Source organism: Paraburkholderia hiiakae (assembly GCF_904848665.1).
Taxonomy (GTDB): domain Bacteria; phylum Pseudomonadota; class Gammaproteobacteria; order Burkholderiales; family Burkholderiaceae; genus Paraburkholderia; species Paraburkholderia hiiakae.
In genome coordinates this window covers 1-25,238 of the sequence record NZ_CAJHCQ010000038.1, presented here as the reverse complement: position 1 = coordinate 25,238, position 25,238 = coordinate 1, and the positions used below count along the sequence as shown (strand labels likewise).

19 protein-coding genes, 2 tRNA genes and 2 pseudogenes are annotated in these 25,238 nt (G+C 61.7%); 6 read left to right on the top strand and 17 right to left on the bottom strand.

Annotation, left to right across the window (positions count from 1 at the left end; translation table 11 throughout):
- Positions 1-411 precede the first annotated feature (411 nt).
- Positions 412-831 (top strand): hypothetical protein, encoded by a 420-nt coding sequence (locus JMY28_RS37695; RefSeq protein ID WP_201700961.1) that lies wholly within the window; start codon positions 412-414, stop codon positions 829-831.
- 275 nt (positions 832-1,106) lie between these two features.
- On the opposite strand, the gene JMY28_RS37690 is transcribed toward JMY28_RS37695, so the two are convergent.
- Entirely contained in the window at positions 1,107-1,862 is a 756-nt protein-coding gene (locus JMY28_RS37690) for a pyridoxamine 5'-phosphate oxidase family protein (protein WP_407945584.1), read from the bottom strand.
- 182 nt (positions 1,863-2,044) lie between these two features.
- Here JMY28_RS37690 and JMY28_RS37685 point away from each other — a divergent pair.
- Both JMY28_RS37685 and JMY28_RS37680 read left to right on the top strand, forming a co-directional pair.
- Positions 2,045-2,120, top strand: a tRNA-Asn gene (locus JMY28_RS37685).
- Between the two features lie 5 nt (positions 2,121-2,125).
- Positions 2,126-2,201 (top strand) — tRNA-Gly (locus tag JMY28_RS37680).
- A gap of 178 nt (positions 2,202-2,379) precedes the next feature.
- On the opposite strand, the gene JMY28_RS37675 is transcribed toward JMY28_RS37680, so the two are convergent.
- The gene (locus JMY28_RS37675; RefSeq protein WP_201700959.1) at positions 2,380-8,406 is read right to left on the bottom strand and encodes an ATP-binding sensor histidine kinase; all 6,027 of its coding nucleotides are present in this window, start codon (positions 8,404-8,406) and stop codon (positions 2,380-2,382) included.
- Positions 8,407-8,467: 61 nt separating this feature from the next.
- Positions 8,468-8,578 (bottom strand): annotated as a pseudogene (locus JMY28_RS39610) (DNA-binding response regulator); the annotation flags it as partial.
- 319 nt (positions 8,579-8,897) lie between these two features.
- Between JMY28_RS39610 and JMY28_RS37665 the strand changes: the two are divergent.
- Together JMY28_RS37665 and JMY28_RS37660 are read left to right on the top strand one after the other, a co-directional pair.
- Positions 8,898-9,248: a response regulator gene (locus JMY28_RS37665; protein ID WP_236597228.1), complete on the top strand. Its 351-nt coding sequence runs from the start codon at positions 8,898-8,900 to the stop codon at positions 9,246-9,248.
- A 173-nt stretch (positions 9,249-9,421) separates the two neighbouring features.
- The gene (locus tag JMY28_RS37660) at positions 9,422-9,784 is read left to right on the top strand and encodes a BON domain-containing protein (protein WP_201700956.1); all 363 of its coding nucleotides are present in this window, start codon (positions 9,422-9,424) and stop codon (positions 9,782-9,784) included.
- A gap of 114 nt (positions 9,785-9,898) precedes the next feature.
- Here the strand turns inward: JMY28_RS37660 and JMY28_RS39250 are convergent, their stop codons facing one another.
- The 4 genes and pseudogenes from JMY28_RS39250 to JMY28_RS37645 all read right to left on the bottom strand — a co-directional run.
- Positions 9,899-10,186 carry a hypothetical protein gene (locus JMY28_RS39250; RefSeq protein ID WP_236597227.1) on the bottom strand — a complete coding sequence of 96 codons (288 nt, stop codon included), beginning with the start codon at positions 10,184-10,186 and terminating at the stop codon, positions 9,899-9,901.
- Positions 10,164-10,946: a condensation domain-containing protein gene (locus tag JMY28_RS37655; RefSeq protein WP_236597226.1), complete on the bottom strand. Its 783-nt coding sequence runs from the start codon at positions 10,944-10,946 to the stop codon at positions 10,164-10,166. Before JMY28_RS37655 ends, JMY28_RS39250 begins: the two co-directional genes overlap by 23 nt.
- A 359-nt stretch (positions 10,947-11,305) precedes the next feature.
- The gene (locus JMY28_RS37650) at positions 11,306-12,349 is read right to left on the bottom strand and encodes a sensor histidine kinase (RefSeq protein WP_201700955.1); all 1,044 of its coding nucleotides are present in this window, start codon (positions 12,347-12,349) and stop codon (positions 11,306-11,308) included.
- A 263-nt stretch (positions 12,350-12,612) separates the two neighbouring features.
- Positions 12,613-12,831: pseudogene (locus JMY28_RS37645) on the bottom strand (epoxide hydrolase); the annotation flags it as partial.
- 171 nt (positions 12,832-13,002) lie between these two features.
- Between JMY28_RS37645 and JMY28_RS37640 the strand changes: the two are divergent.
- A complete protein-coding gene (locus JMY28_RS37640; protein WP_201700954.1) occupies positions 13,003-13,794 on the top strand; it encodes a response regulator in 792 nt (263 codons plus the stop codon).
- A 378-nt stretch (positions 13,795-14,172) separates the two neighbouring features.
- On the opposite strand, the gene JMY28_RS37635 is transcribed toward JMY28_RS37640, so the two are convergent.
- The 10 genes from JMY28_RS37635 to hpnI all read right to left on the bottom strand — a co-directional run bounded on the left by JMY28_RS37635 (position 14,173) and on the right by hpnI (position 25,040).
- A complete protein-coding gene (locus JMY28_RS37635; RefSeq protein ID WP_201700953.1) occupies positions 14,173-15,189 on the bottom strand; it encodes an alpha/beta fold hydrolase in 1,017 nt (338 codons plus the stop codon).
- Positions 15,190-15,508: 319 nt separating this feature from the next.
- Positions 15,509-16,156, bottom strand: coding sequence for a response regulator transcription factor (locus JMY28_RS37630; RefSeq protein WP_201700977.1), 648 nt, complete (start codon positions 16,154-16,156; stop codon positions 15,509-15,511).
- An 86-nt stretch (positions 16,157-16,242) separates the two neighbouring features.
- Complete coding sequence (locus tag JMY28_RS37625; protein WP_201700976.1) at positions 16,243-16,602, bottom strand: response regulator; 360 nt, start codon at positions 16,600-16,602, stop codon at positions 16,243-16,245.
- 143 nt (positions 16,603-16,745) lie between these two features.
- Positions 16,746-17,477 (bottom strand): response regulator transcription factor, encoded by a 732-nt coding sequence (locus tag JMY28_RS37620; RefSeq protein ID WP_201700975.1) that lies wholly within the window; start codon positions 17,475-17,477, stop codon positions 16,746-16,748.
- Between the two features lie 145 nt (positions 17,478-17,622).
- Positions 17,623-19,857 (bottom strand): PAS domain-containing protein, encoded by a 2,235-nt coding sequence (locus tag JMY28_RS37615; RefSeq protein WP_236597224.1) that lies wholly within the window; start codon positions 19,855-19,857, stop codon positions 17,623-17,625.
- Between the two features lie 201 nt (positions 19,858-20,058).
- Positions 20,059-20,745 carry a response regulator transcription factor gene (locus tag JMY28_RS37610; protein ID WP_201700951.1) on the bottom strand — a complete coding sequence of 229 codons (687 nt, stop codon included), beginning with the start codon at positions 20,743-20,745 and terminating at the stop codon, positions 20,059-20,061.
- Positions 20,746-21,081: 336 nt separating this feature from the next.
- Positions 21,082-21,411, bottom strand: a complete 330-nt coding sequence (locus tag JMY28_RS37605; protein WP_201700950.1) for a DUF3331 domain-containing protein — start codon at positions 21,409-21,411, stop codon at positions 21,082-21,084.
- Between the two features lie 629 nt (positions 21,412-22,040).
- A complete protein-coding gene (locus JMY28_RS37600; RefSeq protein ID WP_201700949.1) occupies positions 22,041-22,544 on the bottom strand; it encodes a DUF3455 domain-containing protein in 504 nt (167 codons plus the stop codon).
- 251 nt (positions 22,545-22,795) lie between these two features.
- On the bottom strand, positions 22,796-23,806 hold the full coding sequence (locus JMY28_RS37595) for a lysylphosphatidylglycerol synthase domain-containing protein (RefSeq protein ID WP_201700948.1): 1,011 nt from the start codon (positions 23,804-23,806) through the stop codon (positions 22,796-22,798).
- Between the two features lie 58 nt (positions 23,807-23,864).
- A complete protein-coding gene (gene hpnI, locus JMY28_RS37590; protein WP_201700974.1) occupies positions 23,865-25,040 on the bottom strand; it encodes a bacteriohopanetetrol glucosamine biosynthesis glycosyltransferase HpnI in 1,176 nt (391 codons plus the stop codon).
- Between the last annotated feature and the right edge of the window lie 198 nt (positions 25,041-25,238).

Here is a 25,238-nt window from a genome sequence, read left to right as displayed (position 1 = left end):
GGTATGACGCGCACGAAGGAACCAAGCATTTCTCAGATCGAAAGCGCTGTTGGCGATATGGACCAACCGCACGGCGTGGCCAGAGCGGATTCGCTGCTGCATTCGAGAGTTTCTCGCGCTATACGCCCCGAAATATAGCGACGTAGTGACCCAACTCTCCGCAGGCAACGGAAGTAATGTTGACGCATGTTTCTTCACAGACGTGGCTTGCGCCGCAACTCTTGCCGGGCGAATCGCGTCGATTCGGTAATGTCGACTGTCGCGAATGCCACCGCCGTGCACTTCTTTCACGCGAGAAAAATGAGTGCGAATACGTTCCGAAGTTCTTACAACTTCAAGGGCCTATCACCCTTGACCTGGGCACATCGTCTGCTTAGGATCAACGTGGAACTTTGCTCTGATGGGACTTTTATGTCTTACCGCCGCAGGACGTCTCCTGCCGAGACCGCAGAATGGATTATCCTCGCCGGCGCAGCTTTCGCAGTGCTGGGCGGATGGATACCCTGGATGGGCCACGCGCCTTACTACTTCGTTGCGGGCGTTGCATTGATCGGCGCCGGCATCCTCATGCTATGGAAGCGCTCCGCGGGACTCTGGTGGTATTTCGCCATGTTCGCCGCTGCCCTGATCTGGTCGATCTTCAAGGTTGGCCTGGATGGCTGGAGCCTTCTGCCGCGACTCTTCGTGCTCGCCCTGATCGGCATCGGGATAAGCCTCGTCATTATCACCAGCAATTCGACCGCTGCCCGGCCGCTACGCGTAGCGGCAATCATCACGGCGGCAATCTACGTCGTCGCAATTGCCAGCATGTTCTGGTCCGCCATTTCCTGAGCGCGACCGAGCGCGTCAATTCACACACGAGTCGCGCTGGTTTAGCAAATAGATAGGGATGTGTCTCCGATGTTCACATCTATTCCGTTTGGACTACGTATCAATAAGCACTGATCAAATCATAAGCGCTGGTACGCGTCTCATTGCGTCATACTGACATCGCACGGCAGGGTCGCTGGGTTTGCACTTGCCGCGGAGCACCTTCGCTACGTCATTCGTAGACAGCGCGAAGGTGCGCGCCCTCACGTCGGCGTGGTGGACGCCGCATTCGATGATCAGTCGTAACGCCGGTTTGTCCAGGCCGTCACGTACGCGGGCGCCTCACGCTGCGGCGCCGCTGTGTCGGCCACGGGCGGCAATGGTGCAAGCGTGAGCGGCAGCACACCTGCCCAGACGGGCCGATCCATGTCCTCCTCGTCGTCCTTCGGGCCACCCGTGCGGATCTTCGTAACGGACTCCGCGAGCGCAATGCGCATGACCGTGGTCGCCGCTAGCTCCTTGCTATTGCCCGCGCGCACTTCATGCCTGCGCCCCGGCGCAATGTGCTCCATGAAGGCATCGAGCACGGCAGCCTTGTGCTCCTGGGTCACCACCTCGAATACGCCGTAAATCACCGCGGAACGATAGTTCATCGAATGATTGAACGCCGAGCGCGCGAGCACGAGGCCGTCCAGATGCGTCACGGTCACGCAAACCTCGGCACCCTCGGCTGCGAGGCGCAGCATACGGCTGCCGTTCGAGCCGTGAATGTAGAGATGATCGCCCTCGCGCCAGCATGCGGTGGGGATGCAATGTACGCCGTGCTCGTCGGCAAAGGCGACGTGGCAGACGTAGGCTTCGTCAAGAATCGCGTGCAACGTTGCCGCGTCGTAGTGGGCGCGTTGCGCGACCCGGCGCACGCGCGTGCGTTGCGAAGGTGCCGCACTGGTGTCGGCGGCAGGTTCGTTGACGGCATCGGCGAGGGACATCGTTTTGCTTCCCCTACGGTTCGGGTTGAGATGCCGCCTACGATAGACAAGCCGTGGCCCTATGGGTAGATCCAGACTTGCGTTGAGTGGTGGGGCCAGGAGATGGCCGAGCGCCCATTTATCATAAGTAATACACCGTAAACCGTTAAATTCCTGACTCAATCATCCCCAATACGCCATTTCGATATTCGTCAGGAAAAAGCTGCAACATCGAAAAATCTCCTGTACAATCCGGCCTCCTTGATTCCCCGATAGCTCAGTCGGTAGAGCGCCGGACTGTTAATCCGTAGGTCCCTGGTTCGAGCCCAGGTCGGGGAGCCAGACATGCGGGAGTAGCTCAGTTGGTAGAGCGCAACCTTGCCAAGGTTGAGGTCGCGAGTTCGAGACTCGTCTCCCGCTCCAGCACGCAGACGGACCCTCCGCCTGTGAGATCAGGGCAGCAAGTCAGCGCGCCTGGCCCGTGTCCTGCGGTAGTGAAAACCGGAAGCACGCCCCCTTTCCGCCGTGTCCGTGACCGCCACCCAGAGCGCCGCGCGCCCATCGGCGTTCGCGTGTTACTCACCAAACCGCACAGAATCGCTCATGCGACTATCCCGTTCGCGTGTGCCGTGACTGCGCCTTCGGCGCAGCTTCCTGGTGCGCCAAGTTCGAAGCAGAACGTCGCGCCCGCGTCCTGATTGTTGAACGCCCAGATCGAACCGCGATGTTCCTCGATGATCGAGCGGCAAATGGACAGGCCAAGTCCCATGCCGTCCGACTTCGTCGTGAAGAACGGCTCGAATAGCCGGTCGACGATATCGGCAGCGATACCCGTGCCCGAATCGCACACGCATACGCGCACGGACTCCGGGCCAACGAGTTCAACCGAGATTTTCAGCACTCGCGTGCTGCCTGAGCACTTCAGGATCGAATGCATGCCATTGAAGATCAGGTTCATGACCACCTGCTGAATCTGGATCTTGTCGGCGGCCACTTTGGGCAAACCGTCTTCGGCCACGACACGCAGGCGAATATTGTTCTTTTCCATTTCCTGCCGAACCAGCGCAACCACTTCGGTGACGGTTTGCGTCAAATCGATGGCGGCGCGATTCGGGCGCTCCTTGCGCGCGAGCGCGCGCAGGCGGTTGATCACTTCGCTCGCACGGTCCGCGTCGCTCACGATGCGCGCGAGATTGTTGCGCGCTTCGGCGACCGAAGGCACCGCGCGGTCCAGCCAGCGCATGCCCGCCTCGCCATGCGTGATGATCGCCATGAGCGGCTGCTTGAGGTCGTGCGCGAGCGATGCCGTCAATTCGCCCAGCGTCGAAACGCGCGTGACGTGCGTGAGTTCCGCCTGCGCACGCAGCAGCGCATTCTGCGCCTGGTGAATTTCAGTCATGTCGGCAAGGGCGCCAACGTATTCCACTGCCCGGTTAGCGGACGCGATCGGCCTCGCCACCATGCGCAGGTACTTCACCGCGCCCGTTTCCACGCGCACGCGATACTCGGCCTCGATGATCGACGCGCCTTCCTCCGCCTCGCGAAGCGCGCGCCGCACCTGATCGACATCGTCCGGGTGAATGCGCTCCAGCATGAGATCCATATGCGGCCGTCCGGGCTCGTCCATTTCGAGGATCCGGTAGGTTTGCGCGGAGCACGTCATGTCGCGCGACTCGACGTTCCAGCCAATACTGCCGATATTACTGAGCCGCTGGGCTTCGGAGAGATACATCTCGCCGCGTCGCAAGGCATCTTCGAAGGCGCGCCGGTCCGTGACATCGATCGTCGCACCGATATACTCGCGCGCGCCGCTCTCGTCGCTCGACCACGGGCGGAAAATTACCTGCAGGCGGCGCACGCAGCCGTCGCTCTGCCATGTCGAGAATTCGTGGCTATGCATGCCGTCTTCGCAAATCGCATTGACGAAGACTTCCTTGAAACGCAGCCGGTCCTCCTCGAGCACACGCTCGAGGCACATTTCGATGGTCGGCCGCTCGCATGTGAACTCCACGCCCCATAACTCGTAGTTCTGCCGCGACCACAGCAATTGGCCCGAGGTTGTGTTCCAGATCCAGGTGCCCGTTTTGCTGATGCGCTGGCCCTCTTCGAGGAACGCCTCGCTGCGTCTGAGCCTCGCTTCGGTTTGGCGGCGCTCGACGTTCTCGCGCTTGAGCGCGGAATAGAGTCTCGCGTTCTCGATAGAAATGGCGGCCTGAGCGGCCAGCATGTTCATCAGGTTGATGCGCGCGACATCGAACACATAGGGCGTGACGCCGTTCTCCATATACAGCACACCAACGAGCCCCGCATGCCGCAACAAGGGCAGGCAGAGCAGCGAACGGCAGCGGCCTGCGCTCAGGTAGCGGTCGTCGCTAAAGTCGTTCGGCTCCGCGCCGTCGTCGATGACGACGTTCTCGTGAACCCGCATGACGTGTCGAATGACGGTAAGCGGCACCACGGACTCGCACAGGCCCATGTCGCTTGCTTCCACGGTGATGCCGTTCTCCCTGGAGCCGGCTTGCGCCACGATACGAAAGCTCTCGCCCGACCAGAGAATGAGCAGCGCACGCTGCGCGCCGCTGTGGCGCACGGCAATTTGCATGAACGCCTGCACCAGCTTGTCGAGGTCGATCTCGCTTGAAACCGCCTGGGACAACTGGACCATCGCGGCGACGTCGACAGTGCCCTGTGGCGCCGCATGACCTCCCGAACTGCGCGCGGCAGGTGCCGAATCACGTAGATGGTGAAAGGCCTGCTCGAGACTGCGCACCTTGGCGTCGGCGCCCCAACGCGCATAGGCGTCGCGAGCCGAGCGCAGGCACGCGTGGGACACCGATGTCAAACCGCGTTGCAGGTAGAAATGCGCCGAGCATTCACGCGCCATGGCCTCGTAATGCGGCTGCCCATTCTCACGCGCCAGTTCGATCGCGCGCTCGTATTCCTGCTCCGCCTGGACATAATCGCCCACGAGCCGCGCATATTCGGCCGTGACAAGCGCGCAGCGGCTGCCGAAGTTCTCGGGCGCGCTTTGTGCCCATGACTTGAGCCGCTCGATGGCGTCGATGAGTTCGCGCTCCATCAATTCGCGCGCGGCTTCCTGTCCCGCTTCTTGCCGCACTTCGTCGATCACGCGCACAAGTGCAAGCGCGCGCAGGAAGTAATACGTCACCTCGATCGGCATGGCCATCACCGCGCCCAGCAGCGGCTCGATCTCACTCGCGCGCGCAATGGTGGCAGCGAAGCGGCTGTGCAGAAAGTCCAGCTTCATTTCCATGATCGCGGCATAAGCGATACCGCAGCCAAACTGGCTCTCCCGTACGAACGAGACAAGTGCTTCATGCGTGCAGGCAATACCCAGGTCCGCCGCATCGACGCCTTGCAAGCGCAGCAGGAACATCAATTCGAGTTCGATCGTGACGCTAATGGTCTTGTTGCGCAGTTCGTTCGCAAAGCGCAGATTCTCGCGGCACAGGTTGGTCACCTCGTTGAGGTGCTCGCCGCGCTCATAAGCCTGCCAGATGCTCTCGAACGCGATATAGCCAGCGTAGATGAAGTCGCCCGCTTCGACGCACTGGCTCATCGCGCGGCCCAGTACGGGAATCGCCGCGCGAAATGGCCGCCGCCAGATCAGAATGTGATCACCGTGCAAATGCAGCAGCGTGCCGCTCAAACGCGGTTCGCCGTGACGCTCGTTCACGGCAAGCGCAAGCTCGGAAAAGCGCAGCGCGAGCTCGAAGTCGCGCGTCGTCCCGACCAGCAACAGCGCGTAGATGGCGTAGACATAGCCTGCCAGCCGCGTGTTGCCGTGCGCCAGGCACAATTCGGCTGCCTTGAGCACGAGAATCGGGAACAGGTTCTGTACGCCGATATACGCACTCGGAATCGCGTCGATGATGAGCCCGATCACGGCCTCGTGCATGGGGTCATCGAGGCAGCCGCGCGTGAGCAGCGCCGCTACCCGGTGCGGCGGGCACAGCGCACGCAACGCCGCGAGCTTCTGCGCGACTAGCGCATCGTCGATGCCTTCGCCCTGCACCTCGACGTTCAGCAGCGAAAGCGCCCTGAGCGTCGTGTCGACCGCAAGCCGATAGTCGCCCGACGCCTGGTGAATGCGGATCTCCATCCGCAACGCGGCGGCGCGTTTGAGCAGACCGCCCGCGCGGTTGCACGCTTTGCGCGCCGTTTCTAGCGCCCGGCTGAAATCGCCTGTGAGGTACTCGCATTCCGCCATGTCGAGCAGCAGCCGGAATACGTCGATACGCAACTCGCTCACGCCGTACTGCACGATGAGCTTTTCCGCCTGAGCGAAATACTCGCGCGCGGAACTCCACGCGGCCGCCGCTTTAGCCGCGTTGCCCGCCAGCACGTCGAGTTCGGCAAGTCGCGTGCGGTCGGGTTGCGAAAGGATCCGCTGCGAGCGGTTCAGGTGGCCCACCACCTCGAACACTTCAACCGTGCTCGGGGCCGTTGGCATGGCAAACAGCAGATTGGTGCCGATCTGCGCATGCGCGAGTTCACGCGCGGTTTCGCCGAGCATGGCATACGAGGCCTCCTGCACGCGGTCATGCGCGAAGCGATAGGCTTCCCCCTTGCGCGACACGAGGCCCGCCGTCTCCGCTTCACGCATCGTCGCCAGTACGCGGCCGCTATCGGTGCCGAGCACGCGTGCCAGTGCGCCCACGCGCGCCGTTCCCCCCACGCACGCGAAGACCGCGAGGGCGTGCTTCGTTTCGTCGTTCAGGCGCGTGAGACGTAGCGTGAGCAGGTCGACCACATTGTCGGTGTAGCCCTTGTCGCGAATCTTGTCGATGTCCCACGTCCAGCCCACGCTGTACGAGTCCGGCACAATGAGCCGGTCCTGAATCAGTTCGCGCAGGAATTCGATCGTGAAGAACGGATTGCCGCCCGTCCTTTCGAAGATCACCGAAGCGAGCGGCGCCACGGCTTCGGGCGGCTCGACCAGTGTCTCGGCGATCAGCGTCACGATGTCCGCGAGCGTGAGCGGCAACAGGCCGATTTTTTCCGTCACCTTCCGGCCGAACAGAATGCTGTTGAGCCGTTCGCTCGCCACCCGCGAGCGGCCCAGATCGATGCTGCGGTGCGCGAGTACGAGCAGCAGGTTCTTCAGTTCGACGTCCGAAGCAAGACCGTCGATGATTTCCAGCGTGCCAGAATCGAGCCATTGCACGTCGTCCAGAAAGAGCACGAGCGGCCGCTGCTTTTCCGAAAACAGCATGAGAAAGCGCTTGACGACCAGCAGAAAACGGTTGGTCGCCTCCTGCGGCGGCAGGGTTTCGATTGCAGGCTGCGGCCCCACCATGGCGCCGATCTCCGGCACCAGATTGACGATCAGTTGGCCGCCCTTGCCCACGGCGTCCTCGAAGCGCCCCTTCCATAGCGAGATTTCCGCGCCGGTTTTTCTCAGGAGCGGACGCACGAGCCCGCGCAGCACCTGGACAAAAGCCGCGTACGGCACATTGTCGTTGTACTGATCGAATTTGCCGAGCGTGAAATGAACGCCCGCCGAACCGATATTGCGCTTGAATTCCTCGATGAAAAACGTTTTGCCAACGCCGGGCTCGCCCTCGACGATCACCGCCATGGCGTCGCCAGTCTGGCGCACACGTTCCAGCGCGCCGTGCAGCTGTTCGAGTTCGCGCTGCCGCCCATACGTGCGTACGGGAAACACGGCCTGCGATTGACGGTCGCCCCGGCCAAGCAGTGCGGGCGAAATCTCCGCGCCGTGGCTCATTTCATCCAGGCAAAGCTGCAGGTCGGCCTCGACGCCCGCGGCACTCTGATAGCGGTCGTCGGCGGCTTTCGCCAGCAACTTGTTGATGACGAATTCGATCTCGGGACGGATTTCGGTAGCGAGTTTCCCCAGCGGCCGGGGCGTGCTCACGAGATGCGAATAGACCCATTCCTCGCGCTCACGCGCATCAAAAGGCAGTTGCCCGGACAGCAGTTGATAGAGCAGCACGCCGAGCGAATACAGGTCGCTGCGCGGATCGTTACGCTGGTTCACCGCGCTGGTGCGCTCGGGCGCGAGATACGGCAGTTGGCTTATCGGCACGATGCCGATTTCGCCGCCGCCCGCATAGTTGCCCTCGATGCCGCAGGCGCTTCCGAAGCCCGTGATCCACACGCGCTGCTCCCAATCCACGAACAGGTTGGCGGGGCTCAGGTTGTGATGAACGAGCCCATGCGCATGCATGCCTTTGAGCGCCGAGGCGAGTGACACCGCGAGCGAAAGAAAACGCCGCAACGAGCGGCCATGCGCAATATCGCCGCTGAGCGATGCCCCTTCGCAATTGTGCAGCGTGAGGAGAAACTGTCCGCCCGAACGAAACAGCTCGCGCGGACGAATGCCCCATTGGGCGTCGATCGATTCGCGCAGGCTGTATTCTTTCTCGAACGAAGCGAGGAGTTCGCGCGACGCGCGTTCCTCGAACGGCGCTTTCACGATGAGCGGCTGGTCGCTCGCGTCGGTGGTCACGCGGTACATGACCAGGTCGTCTTCGCGATGGAGCCGTTCCGCGCAGGTGATACGCCCGTGAGTTTCCGCAGCGCCCGTCGCTTCCCAACCCGGGATATCGACGATTGAATGCCGTCCCGCTCTAGCTGCCATACCTCTCCCCATCCATGTCTTGCCGACGCATCATTAATCGCGCGCGTACCCTGCAGCGCTCGCTCATGAAAATAATCGGCACGACGATTTCATTTTCCGCCGCCCATTCCTGAAACTCGAGACCGCTCTCGCCTTTTAGTCGCACATCGAGTATCAGGCAGCTCGGAATATCGGCTTGCACGCGCTCGCTGCCAAACTCCACCGGTTGCTTCGGCCGTCGATCCAAAGGGAATGCCGCGCGCGAGGCGCGCGATTGCGCAATTATTGTGTAAGCGTTGTGTGCTCAGCGAGGGGCAGTGCGGTGGGTGAACTCTCATATCCCCCTGGCATCTTACAGACGGATTGCGGCAAACCCTATCTATACCGCCGTATGATTTCGGCGGCTGGAGGTCTCCTGTAAGCTTAGCCAGCGTACACGCGTCGAATCACAGCCATACCGCCTTCCAGCACGCTAGGGGAGATTTTCATTGTGTACGCCACAAGCAATCTGGGTGGTTGACGACGACCCTTCGGTCCGCTCCGGCCTCTCCAGCTTGCTACGCTCACTCGATTACGACGTCGTGACATTCGAATCCGGCATGGACCTGCTGGCCGCCGTAGGCGCCCGGCACCCACGCTGCATTATTTCGGATGTCCAAATGCCGGGCATGACCGGCGTCGACATGTTTTTGCGCCTGATTGGCGCCGGCATTCGCATACCCACGATTTTCGTCACGGCCTACCCCATGCCCGAACTCCAGAGCCTGGCGCTGGACAATGGCGCAAGCGCATTCCTCATCAAGCCGGTCAGGGCCAGAGATCTCGCCGCTGCGGTCGCCGTGGCAGCCGCTACCGCAGCCTGAATCATCATCGCACATCGCCGGGGCATCCCTAGGTATAGTGCGCAGTTGACATTCGTATAGGGTGAACCACCTAAAGTCTGATTGGGCCTGGGCGGCCAATGGTCTATCCTTACCAGCGGGCAAGACCCGCATTGACAACTCCGCGTTCGTACTCAACGTCAACAGGTGACTCCATGACGCTTCGCTCCAAGGCGCTTACCGCCGCACTCGCCGTCCTGCTCTCTTCCGCCGCTCTCGCACAAACCGCGACGACTGGCGACACGCCCGCGCTCACCAAGCAGCAGATGCGCGCGCAAATGCATGCCGACCGCGCCGCCAACCACGCATTGGCGAAAAAGGTTCGCGATGCCTTCTACAAGAACCACGACCTGAACGACACGGACATCGCCGTGTTCGCCAATACGCGCACGGGCAAGGTCATCCTGGCGGGCACGATTATCGACGAATCGCAGGACCAGGTCGCTCAGGACGTGGCATCGAAAGTGCCGGGCGTCCAGTCTGTCGAGTCCAAGCTGACGCTCTACGCAGCGCCCTGATACGCTGTTCTCTAAACCGCAGCGCCCTGACGCTCGCGGCTCCACCGTAAGCGAGTGCGCCGGCCATGCCGGCGCATTTCGTGCTTCACCTCAGCCGCAACCTCAGTTGTCAAATCAAGCGGCAACGGCCTCGCTCATTACGGTGCGCACTTCGTCGAGTAGTCCCGGCATGGCGGTATAGCTCGCCTGCGTGAGACGCAGCACACCCCCGTGCGTGCAGACGCCCACGACCTGATCGTCCGCGAAACCCGAACTCACGATCGGCCCCCAAAGCGCCTTCAGTGCGAAGCCCTCAAAATTCGAAGCGACCGGCTCGCGGCCCAGGTTCGAAAGCAGCACGTCGAACGCCAGCATGTGCGAAAGAAAACCCGCTGCATCTTCAATGGACGGGTTCGACGACATGAATGCGTCCAGCGCTTTCGTTTCCTGTATGACCGACGCGTGCGTTTGCGCGGGTGCGAGCAATGCCTTGATCTCGCGGGCGCTCCACAACAGCCCGCGTGAACTGCGCGCTAAGCGCCAGCGCGGCGACCTCGGCGCGCGCGCCCGAAGCCGCGCGGAACACCTTGGGCTCGGGCGCCGGCGCCATCGCGCCGGGTACGGTGGCCGTAGCCATTTGCGCTCTCAACAGGCTTTCCAGCGGCTGCACGAGTGGCAGGCTCATGAGCGAGCCGCCTGCCAACGCGCACAGCAGGTCCTCTATCACATAGGCACCGCCCATGCCGTCGAGCACCGCGTGATGCGCGGCAAGAATGAGGGGCGAGCCGCCTTCGCCCTGCAGCAGAGTGGCACGCACAAGCGGTGCAGTCGACCAGTCGAAAGGCGTATTCATTTCCCTCGCCGCCTCGACTTGCCACGAAGCCCGCGCATTCTCCACCACACGCAGAGGAATCCGCGCATTGGGATCGCGAAAGAAGGCAGGAGCCGCTTCAGGGTTTGCGACGATACGCGTAGAGAGCAAAGGATGCCGCTGCTGGAGCGCCAGCAACGCCGCGTGCCACGCGCTGGGCTCGAATACACGGTCGATTTCCGCGACAAGCAAGAAATGAATCGCGCGGTTGCGGTCGAGCAGCCAGAACAAATGTTCCGTACCGCCTAGCGCCCGGACCAGAGCAGGCGCCTGTTTCATGTTGTTTTCGATATCCGTTTGATGATTTCGCATCTGAATTCCGTGTTCTTTAGAAGGGGTTGATTGATATCAGGTCTCATAATTCATTCTTGATTCCGAATTATTCAGGAAGATGTTTTTCCAGCGAGAACATCGCGTCGTACCGCGAACGGCTAGGTCAAATACGGGCAAATCGCCGATGTCGTGGCGCGTCACGCGCAAACGTTCGATCCCGAGCTCATCGTGATCGGCCACCGTACGCGAGCAAGGCGCACGCGGTGGTGGCGCGAGCGTCCCGCTCATGTCGTTCTTGCCGAGCGCTTGTGCGGAACGACCATCGTCACCGTAACGCTGGCGTCTCTTTAGTCATGCTGACCAGAGCGCCGATGCTCCGACGATTCGACATGCCAGCCTCACGCTGCCGCCAACGGCAGCGTGAGGCGCGCTTCCAGGCCACCTGTGCGCCGGTTTTCGAGTTCGAGCTCGCCGCGCATGGCGAGCGTGAGGCGTCGCGCAATCGCGAGCCCGAGACCCGAGCCCGACGCCGAGGCTGCCGTTTCGGGCGCGCGGTACCAGGCGGCGAAAACCGTTTCCAGACGGGCCGGAGCGATGCCCGGTCCCGAATCGAGCACGGCCAGCACGAGACGCTGCGCCTCGACCCTCACGCTGAGACGGACATCGACGCCATAGCGCAGCGCATTATCGATAAGATTCACCAGCACGCGGCGCAGCGCATGGGGACACGTCACCACGGGACGCCCCACCTGCCCCTCGAGTTCGACGGTGCGCCCGGCGTCCCGATAGTCGGCAATCAGCGCGCCGAGCAAGCTGTCCGCATCGACGGAACGCATGGGCTCGTGGGCGCTGCATTGCATGCGCGCGCAGGAAAGACTGCCTTCGACCAGTTCGGTCATCTCTGCAAGATCGCGGGCGAGCGCGTCTCTCACCGACGCTTCCTCCACGAGTTCCGAACGCATGGTCATGCGCGTGAGCGGCGTGCGCAAATCGTGCGCATAGGCGGCGAGCACGTGAAGCAACTCGGCCTGGCGGCGCGCGCGATGGCGCGCGCACACATTGAACGCGCGAGCCAAACGCGCAACGGCGGTGGGCCCCGCGTCTTCGGGCAGGGCCGCCTCCTCACCTTCGCCAAGGCTGCGCTCGACCATGGCCTCCATGCGCTGAACGTACACGTGCAACTCGACGAACTTCAGCGCCACGAGCGCCGCCACGAGCATGGCGGGCAGCACCAAGGGCAAGCCGATGCGCGCAAGCACCTGCCACGGCACGGCATGCGTTGCATATGTGGCGTAGGCGCAGGCCGCCGCAAGCAGCACCCATAAGGGCCGCGACCACGCCTCGAAAGACCGCCACGCGCCGCGAGACGCCGAAGCGCGCGCAGCGGTTGCGTTCAGGCAAGCGTTAGGGGTATTCGATGGGTCGATAGCGTGCGCGTTCATATCCGTTCTCGTGTACTGGCCAGGCGTGACCTGACCTGGCGGGGCCGCTTTGCACCACAGGGGAACGCGCATTTGACAGACGGCCGGCGCCCTGCCCGGAAACATCTGCTTCGTGGTACGCCCTGCCCGGCAGCGCCAGAATAGGGCCCATCACGCGCACGGCGCCATCATATGAACGTATATGTTCAAACCTACGGATGGGTAAAATCGCGCGGTTCGCGCCCCGCACGCTAAAAGCGTCCAGCGTGCGGGACGCGACATCTTTACGCGAGCTTGCGCATCGGCCTGAATCCGGCGCGACCCTCCTGCGCGAACAGCAGCGGCTCTTCCCGGGCCGCGAAATGGCCGCCCTTATCGACCGTGTTGAAGTAGAGGAGAGTGTGATAACTGCGCGGCGCCTGATAAATCTCACCCGGAAACACAGTAATCGCTGCCGGCAAACTGATGTCGACCGCGTTGAAATTATTCGAGTGATCTTCCCACCCACCCGGGTTATATTCTTCATGACGGCGGAATATCCACATACGAAAGTATGCGACTACCTATCCTTACTCATCTGTCGACTCAATCCAGAATGGAATGGTCTGATCGTCTGCATCCGGTTACGCTGCTGGCAGCGGTAGAACAGCGCCGCTGTCCCGCTTATGACGATCATGGAAAAAATCGATCACATTCTGGTTGTCGACGACGACCGCGGCATACGCGAACTGGTTGCCGGTTATCTCCAGCGAAATGGCATGCAGGTCACGACCGCGTGCAACGGAAGGGAGATGCATGAGTATCTGGGAAGGCATACACCCGACCTCATCCTGCTCGACCTGATTCTGCCCGGCGAAGACGGTCTCGCGCTCTACCGCGGGTTGCGCGAAAGTCGCCATCGCGCGCTGCCCGTCGTCATGCTGACGGCCCGTTGCGATGTCACCGACCGCATCGTCGGGCTCGAAATGGGCGCGGACGACTATATGGCCAAGCCATTTCAAGCCCGCGAACTGCTCGCCCGCATCCGGGCGGTGCTGCGCCGCACGCGCATGTTGCCCCCCGACCTGCAGCTCGTGGACGACACGCCGGTTCTCGGCTTCGGGGACTGGCGCCTCGACACCACCGCGCGCCATCTGCTCGAATCCGACGACACGGTCGTCACACTCAGCGGCGCCGAATATCGCTTGTTGCGCGTGTTTCTCGACCACGCTCAACGCGTCTTGACGCGCGACCAGTTGCTCAACCTCACACAGCGGCGCAACGCCGAACCGTTCGACCGCTCGATCGATTTGCTGGTGAGCCGGCTCAGGCAAAAATTGAACGACACGGCGCGCGCGGCCCGCTACATCAAGACGCTGCGTAACGAGGGCTACGTTCTTTCCACGCCAGTGACAGTTCACCACGACGCGCGCGAAGCCGCGCCCGGTAGTCGTGCGTGCGTAGAAAGCGAAGCGCTTTGTTTTTAGCGGCCGCGGCCTCTCGGCGTGGCTTGGGCGCAAGCGATTTCTGTAGCGCAATGTATCGAACGTGCGCGACGAAACAACGGTCTACAAACCGCCCGATTCCAGAAACAAGCGCGATACGTGCGGGGCGCCTAATGACTCCATGCAACGCTGATTCAAAACCGCCTGCCAACCGCACGCTCCAAGGTGCGGTAAGGCAAACCTGCCGCTCACGCCTGAGCGCCTCTCACACACCCATGCAATTTTCCGGCTTCGCCTCGCCCGCCTTCCTCGCCGATCCTTATCCCGTCTACGAAAAGATGCGTGCGGCAGGGCCGATTTTGTCAGTTGACGTCGGGCGATGTCGGGCGCGCATCGCGACCTATAGCGCGTCAAGCGTCGCTACAGATGCTGGACTTGCAGCAGGGCATCCGCAAACGCCTTGGGCGCTTCTTGCGGCAGATTGTGGCCGATGCCGCCGCTGATGTCACGATGCTGGTATTTGCCCGTGAACTTTCCGGCATAAGCCGCCGGCGGCGGATGCGGCGCGCCGTTGGCATCCCCTTCCATCGTGATCGTGGGTACCGAAATCGTCGGCGACTGCGCCAGCTTCCTTTCGATGTCGTCATACTTCGCCTCGCCTTGCGCGAGACCCAGCCGCCAGCGATAGTTGTGAATCACCACCGCAACATGATCGGGATTCTCGAAGGAGGCCGCCGTGCGATCGTAGGTGGGATCGTCGAAATGCCATTGTGGCGAAGCGAGGCGCCAGATCAGCTTGTTGAAATCGTGGCGATTCTGCTCGTAACCGGCCACGCCGCGCGCCGTGGCGAAGTAGAACTGATACCACCAGGCCAGTTCGGCCTGCGGCGGCAACGGCTTCGCATTGGCCGCCTGGCTGCCGATCAGATAACCGCTCACGGAAACGAGCGCCTTGCAGCGTTCGGGCCACAGCGCTGCGATGATGTTAGCGGTGCGCGCGCCCCAGTCGAACCCGCCGATCACGGCCTGCTTGACCTTCAGCGCGTCCATGAATGCGACGATATCGACGGCAACAACGGCTTGTTGTCCGTTGCGCGGTGTATCGGCGGAGACAAAGCGCGTCGAGCCATAGCCGCGCAAATACGGCACGAGCACGCGATGCCCCGCCGCCACGAGTATCGGCGTGACCTCGGCAAAGCTGTAGATATCGTAGGGCCAGCCGTGCAGCAGCACGACGGGCGGCCCTTCCTTCGGCCCGGCATCCACGTAGCCGATGCTCAAGCCGTTTGCCTGAACTTGCCTGATCTCGCCCAATGTTGCCGCACCCGCCGCCGACTGCGCGCGTGCCAGTTCGCTCAAACCCGCTCCCACCAGTGCAGCGCCTGCGAGACCCGTTCCGAGGATACGCCGACGGCGTTCGTTGATCTGGTCCGACATGATCCCTTTTCTCCTGATAATCGAACTCAAGTGAAAATTCACCCACGTTTTAGCGGAGATTCGTTCGCGCGAGTTCGATGATCTCTTCGCGGCCGCTAAAATCGAGCGCAGCATGACAATCGAAACGGTGCGTTACGAATACTTATTTACTAATCTTTCGTTATCCACAATAATTGACACGAGAACTCACGCAGCGTGGTGTGGCGTGGCATGAAGTGCGGAGACAATAGACAACACAGCGTACCATCGCTGCGCCAGACAGCACCATACGGCGATCGGATTAGCGCACTATACGCAGGTATATCCGCGCGATTGACGGCTAACGCTTGCGATCGCGCGGCGGCGACAAGCGGAGCTTCGCCGCCATATTGACGAGCTCCGGAAGCGAATCGGCGCTCATCTTCTGCATGACCTTGCCGCGGTGCATCTTCACGGTAATTTCGCTGATGCCGAGCTCGCCCCCTATCTGCTTGTTCAGCAATCCCGAAACCACGAGCGCCATGACTTCCCGCTCGCGCGGTGTGAGCGTCGCATAGCTGTCGTGAAGCGCGCGCAACGCCATGTGGCTTTCGAGGGCTTCACGGCTTCGCTCGATGGCGTCGTGAATGGCCTGGAGCAACGTCTCGTCGTTGAACGGCTTGGTCAGGAATTCGACTGCACCGGCTTTCATCGCTTTCACGGTCATGGGCACGTCCCCGTGACCGGTGATGAAGATGATCGGCATATCAGGCCGGTCGACGGCAATGCGCTGCTGCAGTTCCAGACCGGTCACTTGCGGAAGCGATACGTCCAGAACCACACAGGTGGGCGCGAAAGCGCGCGGGTGAGCGAGAAAATCTTCGGCACAAGCGAATATCTGCGCGTGCAGACCTGCACTGCGCAGCAATAATTCCAGCGATTCGCGCACGGAAATGTCGTCGTCGATGACAAATACAATGGGCTCGACTCGCGAGCCGCTCGACGGCATGGCGCCCTGACCTGCTCCACCTGTTCTACCTGCGTTACCTTGAGGCACGTTATTCCTTTTTATCGCCCCGAAGCACTGAAACGCTCTCAGTTCTCGCCCAGCGCAACCTTGAGCGCCGCAAGAAGTGCCGTATCGCTAAAGGGCTTGAACAGGCAATCGCACGCGCCCTGCGCGATCAGGCGATCGCGATTGGCTGCGTCTTTATGAGCGGTAATGAAAACGACCGGCACGTTCTTGCCAAGACGCTTCAACTCACGAAAAAGCCCCAGCCCGCCCATACCTGGCATGTTGATGTCGAGGACCAGACAATGAGTTTGATCGACAACTTCGGATGCGAGAAAAGCCTCGGCAGATGAGAACACGCTCACGGCATATCCGAACACTCTCACCAGATCTGGAAGCGATTCCCGCACTGCTTCGTCATCATCGACCAACGTTACCAGCATGATTGCCCGCAATCAAGTCTCGTTGAGACCACTACCCCGCTCCCTGAGGATGCACCAGGCCGGGTAGGGAATCTACGATACCTTGGTATCACTCGAATAAAAAACGCTGTCCGCAAGGACGGAAAAATCCGCCACGCACGGCGTCAAACCCGCTGTGAAGCGACTAACGCCGACCGGCGGCCTCTTGCACGCGCACCGCCGGGCTGCCACGCCGCCTGTGCCTGAGGGCAAACCTTCGCCGCCATGATCACGAGTTCAGGCAAGGATCCCGCCTCCATTTTTTCCATCAGCCTGCCGCGATGCCCCTTTACCGTGATCTCGCTGATGCCAAGCTCCGCCGCCACCTGCTTGTTAAGCAAACCGCACACCACGAGTTTCATCACTTCCCGTTCGCGCGGCGTGAGCGCGGCATAGCGAGCATGGAGCACGCGGTTTTCGCTCTCCGTATCGATCGCATCTCGGCTGCGCTCGATACCGTCCCGAATGGCGTCCAGCAACGCTTCACCGTTGAACGGCTTGGTGAAGAATTCAATGGCGCCTGCTTTCATGGCGCGCACCGTCACGGGGACATCGGGATAGCCGGTCATGAAAATGATCGGCATGTCCGCTCGGTCGGCCACGATTTGGCGCTGCAAATCCAGACCGTGCAGATCCGGAAGCGAAACATCGAGCAGCAGGCAACTTGGCCCGCAAACGCGCGGGTGAGCGAGAAATGGCTGCGCGGCGCCGAACACCTGCGGTTGCCATCCCGCGCTGCGAATGAGCAATTCCAGCGATTCGCGCACGGACACGTCGTCGTCCACCACGAACACGACAGGAAGCGCCTGCGAGACGCTCGCGGACATCTGCCGTTGAGTTTCGCCAGGTCTTTGCATGACCAACCTCGCTAATATCCGCCGCCAATATACGTAAAGACGCCAGATGCCCTTGGAGCCAACAGCGCACGATGCCCGATCCCATCGCACACGTCCATCATACGGAGGTATGTATATGTGCCGCTGGAGGGCACACAAGCGTCATTCACGCGCCATAGATGGGAAGCGAGAACGAAAAGATTGCGCCGGGACCGTCCGTCGGGATCTCGGCCCAAAGACGCCCGCTCTGGCTCTCGATGATCGATCGGCTAATTGCGAGACCAATGCCCATACCGTCATGCCTCGTCGTATAAAAGGCATCGAAAAGCCGCTCCGCGTCTTGCGGGTCAAAGCCCATTCCCGAGTCCCGCACGGTCAAGCGGACCGTCTCGCCCGACTCGGCTTCGGTCTTCACCGTCACGCGCCGGGGCCGGTCGTCCACCGTGCGCATGGCATCCGCCGCGTTGCGCAACAAGTTCATGATGACCTGCTGCACCTGCACGCGGTCGCAGCCCGCGAAAGGCAGGCCGTCTGCGAACTCCATGCGCATGACGACGCGCGCGCGGTCGAGATCGCCCTGCATGAGGGCAATGATGTCCCGCGCGGTGTGGCCGAGATCGACCGGTTCGATCGTGACGCTGCGCCTGGTGAAGAGCGCGCGTAGCCGCGTGATGACGTCGGCGGCGCGGTTGCCGTCGCGGATCGTGCGCCGCGCCGTTTCCTGCGCGCCTTCGATATTGGGCGGCACGGCCGCCAACATGCGCAGGCAGGTGCTGGCGTTGGTCACGATACCCGCGAGCGGCTGATTGACTTCATGCGCGATCGAAGCCGTCAACGCGCCAAGGCTCATCACCCTCGCGACATGCGAAAGTTCCGCGCGTGCCCTGTCGAGCGCCTCTTCCGAACTGCGGCGCTGGCTGATATCGAGCGTCGTGCCGCCATATTCCTTGCGGCCCGGACGCTCCGTCACACGGTGCGCGATCAGATGCAGATGCTTGATGCGCTGGTCCGGCATCAATAGCCGGTGCTGGCATTCGATATCGCTTTCGCCGCGCCGCCCCTGCTCGATGAACTGCGCGACGAACCCCATATCCTCAGGGTGAGCGCGCTCGGCAATACGCGCGAGCGTCACGGGCGTGCCCGGTTCGAACTCGAAGATGTGGTAAATCTGCTCCGACCAGGCAATCTCATCCGTATCGGCATCCCACGAAAAGTTGCCCATTCTGGCCAGCGCCTGACCTTCGGCGAGGAACGCCTCACTGCGCCGCAGTTCTTCCTCGGCGCGCTTGCGATCGTCGATATCGATGTTGATGCCATACCATTTGACGACATTTCCATCCTGATCCCGCAATGGGCTCGTGCGAAACAGAAACCATCGATACTGGCCGTCGTAGCGCTGCATGCGCGCTTCCGCGGCGCCCGGCATGCGGCTCGCCATAATGGCGGTCCACGCGGCCATGAGTCCCGGAAGGTCATCGGAATGAACCGCCTTGGTCCACTCGTGGTCCTTCACCTGCGAGAGCGTTCGCCCGAGATAATCGAGGTAGTACTGGTTATAAAATTCGCCCGTCCCGTCCGGGCGCGCTGACCAGATGAGCGCGGGCAGTGCGTTGATCGTCTCGTTGAGATGACGCTCGCTCTCCGCGAGCGTCATCTCGGCTCGCTTCCTGTCTTCGATATCGATGCACAGGAGAAACCAGCGCAGAATGGCGCCGGCGCGATCGCGCAGCGGAAATCCGCGTACGTTGACCCACCGGTAAACGCCGTCTGCGCGCCGATGACGGCTTTCGACGTTGTACGTTTTACCGCTTGCAAGCGAGGCTTCCTGCGCCGCAATCGCCGTGTCGAGATCGTCCGGATGAACGATTTCGTGACTGCGCCAGGCTTTGAGCTCCTCGCGCGACCTTCCGAAATAATCGAGCGTGAGTTGGTTCTGACCTTCGACTTCGCCTGTCGGCGACGTCACCGTGACAGGCACCGGAATGCACTCGACGATCAATTGCAGGTCGAGCGCCTGCCGATCGAGCGCCTCCTGAGCGCGCCGCAAGTCATCGATATCGTTGCATGTCCCGCACCAGCGAACGATCTGCCCTTCCGCGTCGCGAATCGGACTGATTTGAATATCGAACCAGCGATGCTGGCCGTCGAAGCGACGCAGACGCGCAGCGATGCCCCCAGGCTCCCCGCAAGCGTGAATGGCGCAGCGCCGCTCGAGCAGATCCGGCAAGTCGTCGGGGCTTACCGCGTCCTGCCACTGCAAGCCGGATGACGCCGAAAGGCCAAGGCCCGTGTATTCGGACCATTTTCGGTTGACGAAGTCGACCCGGCCGTCGGGCAGCGCAGTCCATGCAATAACAGACAGCGCATCCAGCACGAGGCCGGGATCAAGGGCCAATCCCATCATTTTTCTGATATTAGCGGAGCAGGCGTCAGAGTTTCAAACATACGCGAAAGCCTGCGTTCAAGTATGTTTTCCGTGGGTTGTACGGTCTGACCAGAGAATTTTGGGATTATTGTATGCGAAAACAGGGGTCGGAATCGCACATCGTTTCTGAAAAGTCGCGCAATGTCGTTGCGGACGCATCCAAAAGACTGCGGGAAGCTAAACCCTGGTACTCACTGACTTCCCCGACGGCTCGACCCCGAGCGCAACGGTTTTGCGTACCAACTCGGCCACGGAGCGCACATTCATTTTGCGCATGGCCTGTCCCCGGTGGATCTTGACCGTGACCTCCGCAATGCACATTCTCGAAGCGATCTGCTTGTTCATCAGCCCCGCCGCGACGTTGACCAGCACCTCCCGCTCGCGCGGCGTCAGCGCGTCCCAGCGCTCGCGCGCTTCCACGAGCGAGTTGTCCGCTTCGAGACGTTGCGCGTCGCGCTGCAGCGCGGCGACCACGGCGTCGATCATGTCCTGATCGCGAAAGGGCTTGGTGAGGAAGTCGATCGCGCCCGCCTTCATCGCCTCGACCGTCATGGCAATATCGCCGTAGCCTGTCATGAAAACGACCGGCATGGGCGAGCGTTCCTGCGTCAGGAGTGACTTCTGCAGCGCCAATCCGCTTTGACCGCGCAAGCGAACGTCAAGCACGAGACACGATGGCCACGGGCTCTTGGGCGCCGCCAGGAACGCTTCGGCGGAATGAAAGGCATGGACTTCCAGGTCGATCGAGCGCAGCAGGCTCGCCAGTGCCTCGCGCACCGAATCGTCGTCGTCCACGATATAGACGACTCCGGCAGCGGTGTTGGCGTAAGGGGCAGCCGGCCGGTCGGTCACGGTATTGAGCATCTACGATGGTGTTCTGCAGTGTTACGTTATGCGAATTGAACCCGCATAGACGCCTCTCAATACCCATGAGACGCCAATGACCGACTCGCCCGTTGAAGCGTCGCCCGTTGAAGCGCCAGCCGCACGACCGGCGGCCGCCAGCTAGCGCAATCCCTGCAACGCCAAGCCCGAAGCTTACATCGCGCGTTCAGGCGAGGCTGTAGTACTTTGGTATTGGAGACTCCGGCCGCGTTGATGCAGCCCGATCGTTTGGCGGGAGAAACTGAAGGGAAGATGAAATCCCAAATAATGAATATTGCGCGCCAGATTTTAATGTTTTTGTGGCGCCATGCCAGGCTATTCGGGGGCGGCCAGGCGAGCGCCCCACGCCTCCAGCGACACGGCCAGTATCATCGCCCCCGAATTCAAAGGGACCTTGTAGCGCCGCGCCAATGGCCGAAAAACGGCATCGCCTCGCTTGATGGGCGTCCCAGAAAGCACGCAGATGCCCGATTTTCTGGCGATTGCCCGTTTCCAGACCTGTTCACGGTAGCTGCAGCGCGTCGGGTCGCTCCACGAGAGCGTGAACGAAGAATTGGCCAGCCGCTCCTCTATCGTGACCGTGCAGCTTGCGTATGTGTTGTCATCCGCGGGCCGGAGGTCGCTTCGCGTGCGCGTCGCGCTCATGCGGCGCGAAACGCTCGTCCTCGAAGCCGGCGAGGCAAGCAGGCCCGAGACCACATGCGCCCACGGATTGCGCGGGCAGTCCGGCGTTGCGGCGTCCACGCAATCGCGCGGCGCGTGTGTTTCGTCGTTGGCGTCATTGACACCACGGGGCCGCGCGAGGCGCATGCTTTCGCCAGGGCCGCCACCCTCGCGTGCGGTTCCCGCGTATGTCGCTCCCCACGAATCCAATCTCACCACGGCTAACTCCCATGTTCTGGATGAGCGTGACTGTCACGCATGCCCCGTCTCCCGAAGCCGGAACGTCCCTGTGTATTGCGCCCATTGATTTCGAATGACTGAAGCTTAAGGAGAAGTGCGGCAACCAGGTATTCTTCCCGCGCATAGACTTATTGACGCTTTTGGATGGCGACCCCATACATTGGTATACATTCAACATTCAGTACGCACTGAATAGCGGCAAGCGAATTACCCTATCGGCCTCGCCGCACGACGGAAACGCACGAGATTAATAAAGAGCCTTTGAATTCATCGGCGGCTGCGCGGGTCATGGCAGGCCGAATATTTTATTTCGCACTTCATATTAATTGAGAATGCATCGTTTCAGTGAGTCGATTCACTGACCCGCCTTCCTACTTATAAAAGATGTAAGTCGCAATATAAGGCGAACTACCCGACTCGTGCTCGGCCGTGCACGGCGCAGCCGGCTTTACGCCGCCAACTGTCCTGACTCGCTGCACGTAGCGCACGGATTCGAGCACGCCCTGCGCTCCCGTGGAGTGCGTCTCGAGCAGAAGTTGCGGCACGCTGCCCGGCGTATCGCTGGGCTTTTGCGCGACGACTTTCCCCTCGATGCGGCTGCCGTCGCGCGCTTGCCACGAGGGTCCGGCCGAATGCTCGATTACCGCAGCGCCGTGCGCGTCGTAGAGCGTCGCGCGCGGTTGCTGGAAGACCCAGCCGAGCGTGTGATCCGCACCGTACTCACAGGCATAGGTCTGCACGCCTGCTGCGGTCGTGGTCAGAAACGGCTGTGCACCCGGCATATCGAGCGAGTCCGCTTCTACTGGCGCACCGCTCATTATCCCAATCAGCCCTGCGCCAATTGCAATCTGCTTCCCGCGTGAGAGGTGATTCATGGAGAAGCTCCTTTAGGGCGCGCGGTCGATCCAGTTCGGCCCGCTTTTGCACAACAGCCCGGTGCGGAAAACTATTCCATTTGTTTTGCAGTTTGTCGACCGGCATGGAATATCTGGAAACTTCCGGTTTGCGCAACGGTGAACGAACGCTCGTTTGGTTTGTATCCCAATGGGTATAAGGCCCTTTTTGACACGCGAGATTGCACAGGCCACTTCTCTCGACACATGCACGATACGTCTCGCCGTTCTAATTATTCCGTGCGGGGGCGTGTGGCCGCGCCCTCTGTGCGGCGCTTTGACGGCCAGCCATATTCGGCGGCCTGCCAGGCAAGTAGCCCGGGCAAATAGAACAGCAGATCGCGTACGCGCCTCGCGCCCGCGAGTGCGAGGCAAGTGGGCGCATCGAACCCGAGCAGTCCGCCTATCACAACGAAACCGCCCTCTTGCACGCCAAGGCCGGCGGGGACAAGAAACGCGATGCTGCTCAACATCTGGATCAGGGCTTCGATCACGAACGCCTGCATGAAGGTCGCATCCGTGCCGAGTACACGCAACGCAATCCAGATTTCAACCGCGTAGCCGAGGCATTGAAGCGTCTGCCAGATGACCACGTAACGCACGACCACGCCGGTCTGCCGCCAGATCAGCTTGAGCGATAAATCGACGCGCGCAGACTTGCCCACGAGATCTACGACCTTGCCGCTCGTGACGCGGTTGAGCGTGCGTGCCGCCCGCTCGAACGGCCGCGCGTGCTGCACGAGCGCAAAGAGCACGAGCAGCGGTATGAAGCCCGCGAGACCCCATGCGAGACGCCCCACGAACCGCGCGGTATCGGAGGAGGAATGTTCGAGCAGATAGCCGGCAGCGACTAGCGCAAAGAGAACCTGGCTGATCAGCGTGAGCTGCATGTCGGCGATGAGGCTCGCGACCGCCGTGGCTGGCCGCACGCCCGCACGGCCAAGCAGGCGGAACGAAACGAGTTCTCCGCCCACGCGCGCAACGGGCAGCAAGCCGTTGATCGACTCGCGAATCCATACAAGTTTGAGCATGGCCGCGAACGACGGACGCTGCGCCGCACGAATCAGGCTGCGCCAGTCCCAGGCATTCGCGCACATCGGCAGGATATGCACGACGGCCGCCAGCACGAGGCCCATGCCCGCGCCGCGCAACAGTTGCAGCACTGCCGCGGGATGTTCGCGCCATACGAGCCACACGGCTATCGCGAGACCAACCAGAGCGGCGATACGTCCCATGTGCTTCATCTGCGGGTGCTCTCTAGTGCCTGCTCCCGTCTCATTGTGCCCCCATCAACTGTGACGCTCAGGTCTCGTGGACTGGCGAAAGCATGCCATTCCTGTCGACGCGAAAGCGCGTGCCGCGCCAAACGACGCCAGACGAACAAAAGCTCGCGACATAGATCGCGAACTGGACCATTTCCCAAAGGGGTAAGCATAACAGTCCGCTGAACTTGTCGCCGGTCGCGCGATCGGTCCTCCAGATCAGCCACGCGCGCACGCAGAGCGCCACGGCCGCCAGTATCCACGCCGGCGCTGCGCCGCCGGACAGTGCCACGGCCAGCATGGCGAGCGCGAACGGATGCATCAGCACGGCGCCCAGATGCCCCGAGCGGTCCGCCGCGCGCACGGTGCGGCTCCAGCGCAATTCGTGCGTAAAGAGCTGGGCGAACGTATTCTCCACGCATGCGTGCCGCACGAGAATGGGCGGAATGGAAACTACCGCGCCGGCGCGGCGCACGGCTTCACCAATCGCATGATCTTCGGCGAGGTGATGCGCGAATTGCGCAAGACCGCCAATGCGCTCGAGCATTTCACGCGTCATTGCAATGGACTGACCGAAACACGGCCGCGCGCGCCCGATTGCGAGCCCCGTCACGACGCCGGGCAGGAAATGATAGTTGGTCAGGGCCGACGCAACGCGAGGCCAGAATCCGGGCGCGCACAGGCCGCGATACACCGCGGTCACGAGGCCAACGCCTGGTTGCTGCAGCGCGCCGACCACCTGGCGCAGATAGTTTTCATCGACGAGCACGTCGCTATCGGCAAAGCACAGCACGTCGTGCTCGGCCTTTTCAAGCATGTTCACGAGATTCCCGATCTTGCGGTTGGGACCGTACAGGCGCGAATCGGCGACGACCGTGATGTGTGCATCGGGATAACGCACGCGTAGCCGCTCGATGGCGTTGAGCGATTCATCACGCGCATCGTGAACGCCGAAGAGATACTGGACTTGTCCAGGATAGTCCTGCTCGAAAAAGCTGGCGAGGTGCTCCTCGAGGTGCCATTCGTCGCCGTGCAGCGGCTTGGCGATCGTGATGGCCGGAAAGTCCCGCGGCGTCGCCACCTCACGCGCGAAGAAGCGGCCGACCAGCGCGCTGGCCGTGCAGGTATAGATAATGCCGAGCACGGCGCAAAGACCGATTAGGACCGCTAGCGAATCGAAGAGCAGATGTGAGAACCCGGGCAATTCAGCGCGCATGACTTCAATTGCCGCAGAAGCAACGGCAAGCACCGTCACGGCCATCGCAACGATGGCGCCCGTTCGCCCCATCGCATGCGCGCGGTCCATCATGCCTCGTGCGCGCGCAGGAAGCGGAAGAACTCCACGCCTTCGCGCAGACGCCGCTTCATCATGTCCCAGCTCGTGAGCATCTCGCGCACGATCTCCCAGATCTTC

Coding starts and splice junctions, on each gene's coding strand:
- JMY28_RS37695 (WP_201700961.1), top strand. CDS start 412: ATGTCTTACCGCCGCAGGACGTCTCCTGCCGAGACCGCAGAATGGATT.
- JMY28_RS37675 (WP_201700959.1), bottom strand. CDS start 8,406: ATGGCAGCTAGAGCGGGACGGCATTCAATCGTCGATATCCCGGGTTGG.
- JMY28_RS37660 (WP_201700956.1), top strand. CDS start 9,422: ATGACGCTTCGCTCCAAGGCGCTTACCGCCGCACTCGCCGTCCTGCTC.
- JMY28_RS39250 (WP_236597227.1), bottom strand. CDS start 10,186: ATGTCGTCGAACCCGTCCATTGAAGATGCAGCGGGTTTTCTTTCGCAC.
- JMY28_RS37655 (WP_236597226.1), bottom strand. CDS start 10,946: ATGCGAAATCATCAAACGGATATCGAAAACAACATGAAACAGGCGCCT.
- JMY28_RS37650 (WP_201700955.1), bottom strand. CDS start 12,349: ATGAACGCGCACGCTATCGACCCATCGAATACCCCTAACGCTTGCCTG.
- JMY28_RS37640 (WP_201700954.1), top strand. CDS start 13,003: ATGGAAAAAATCGATCACATTCTGGTTGTCGACGACGACCGCGGCATA.
- JMY28_RS37635 (WP_201700953.1), bottom strand. CDS start 15,189: ATGTCGGACCAGATCAACGAACGCCGTCGGCGTATCCTCGGAACGGGT.
- JMY28_RS37630 (WP_201700977.1), bottom strand. CDS start 16,156: ATGCCGTCGAGCGGCTCGCGAGTCGAGCCCATTGTATTTGTCATCGAC.
- JMY28_RS37625 (WP_201700976.1), bottom strand. CDS start 16,602: ATGCTGGTAACGTTGGTCGATGATGACGAAGCAGTGCGGGAATCGCTT.
- JMY28_RS37620 (WP_201700975.1), bottom strand. CDS start 17,477: ATGCAAAGACCTGGCGAAACTCAACGGCAGATGTCCGCGAGCGTCTCG.
- JMY28_RS37615 (WP_236597224.1), bottom strand. CDS start 19,857: ATGGGATTGGCCCTTGATCCCGGCCTCGTGCTGGATGCGCTGTCTGTT.
- JMY28_RS37610 (WP_201700951.1), bottom strand. CDS start 20,745: ATGCTCAATACCGTGACCGACCGGCCGGCTGCCCCTTACGCCAACACC.
- JMY28_RS37605 (WP_201700950.1), bottom strand. CDS start 21,411: ATGAGCGCGACGCGCACGCGAAGCGACCTCCGGCCCGCGGATGACAAC.
- JMY28_RS37600 (WP_201700949.1), bottom strand. CDS start 22,544: ATGAATCACCTCTCACGCGGGAAGCAGATTGCAATTGGCGCAGGGCTG.
- JMY28_RS37595 (WP_201700948.1), bottom strand. CDS start 23,806: ATGAAGCACATGGGACGTATCGCCGCTCTGGTTGGTCTCGCGATAGCC.
- hpnI (WP_201700974.1), bottom strand. CDS start 25,040: ATGCGCGCTGAATTGCCCGGGTTCTCACATCTGCTCTTCGATTCGCTA.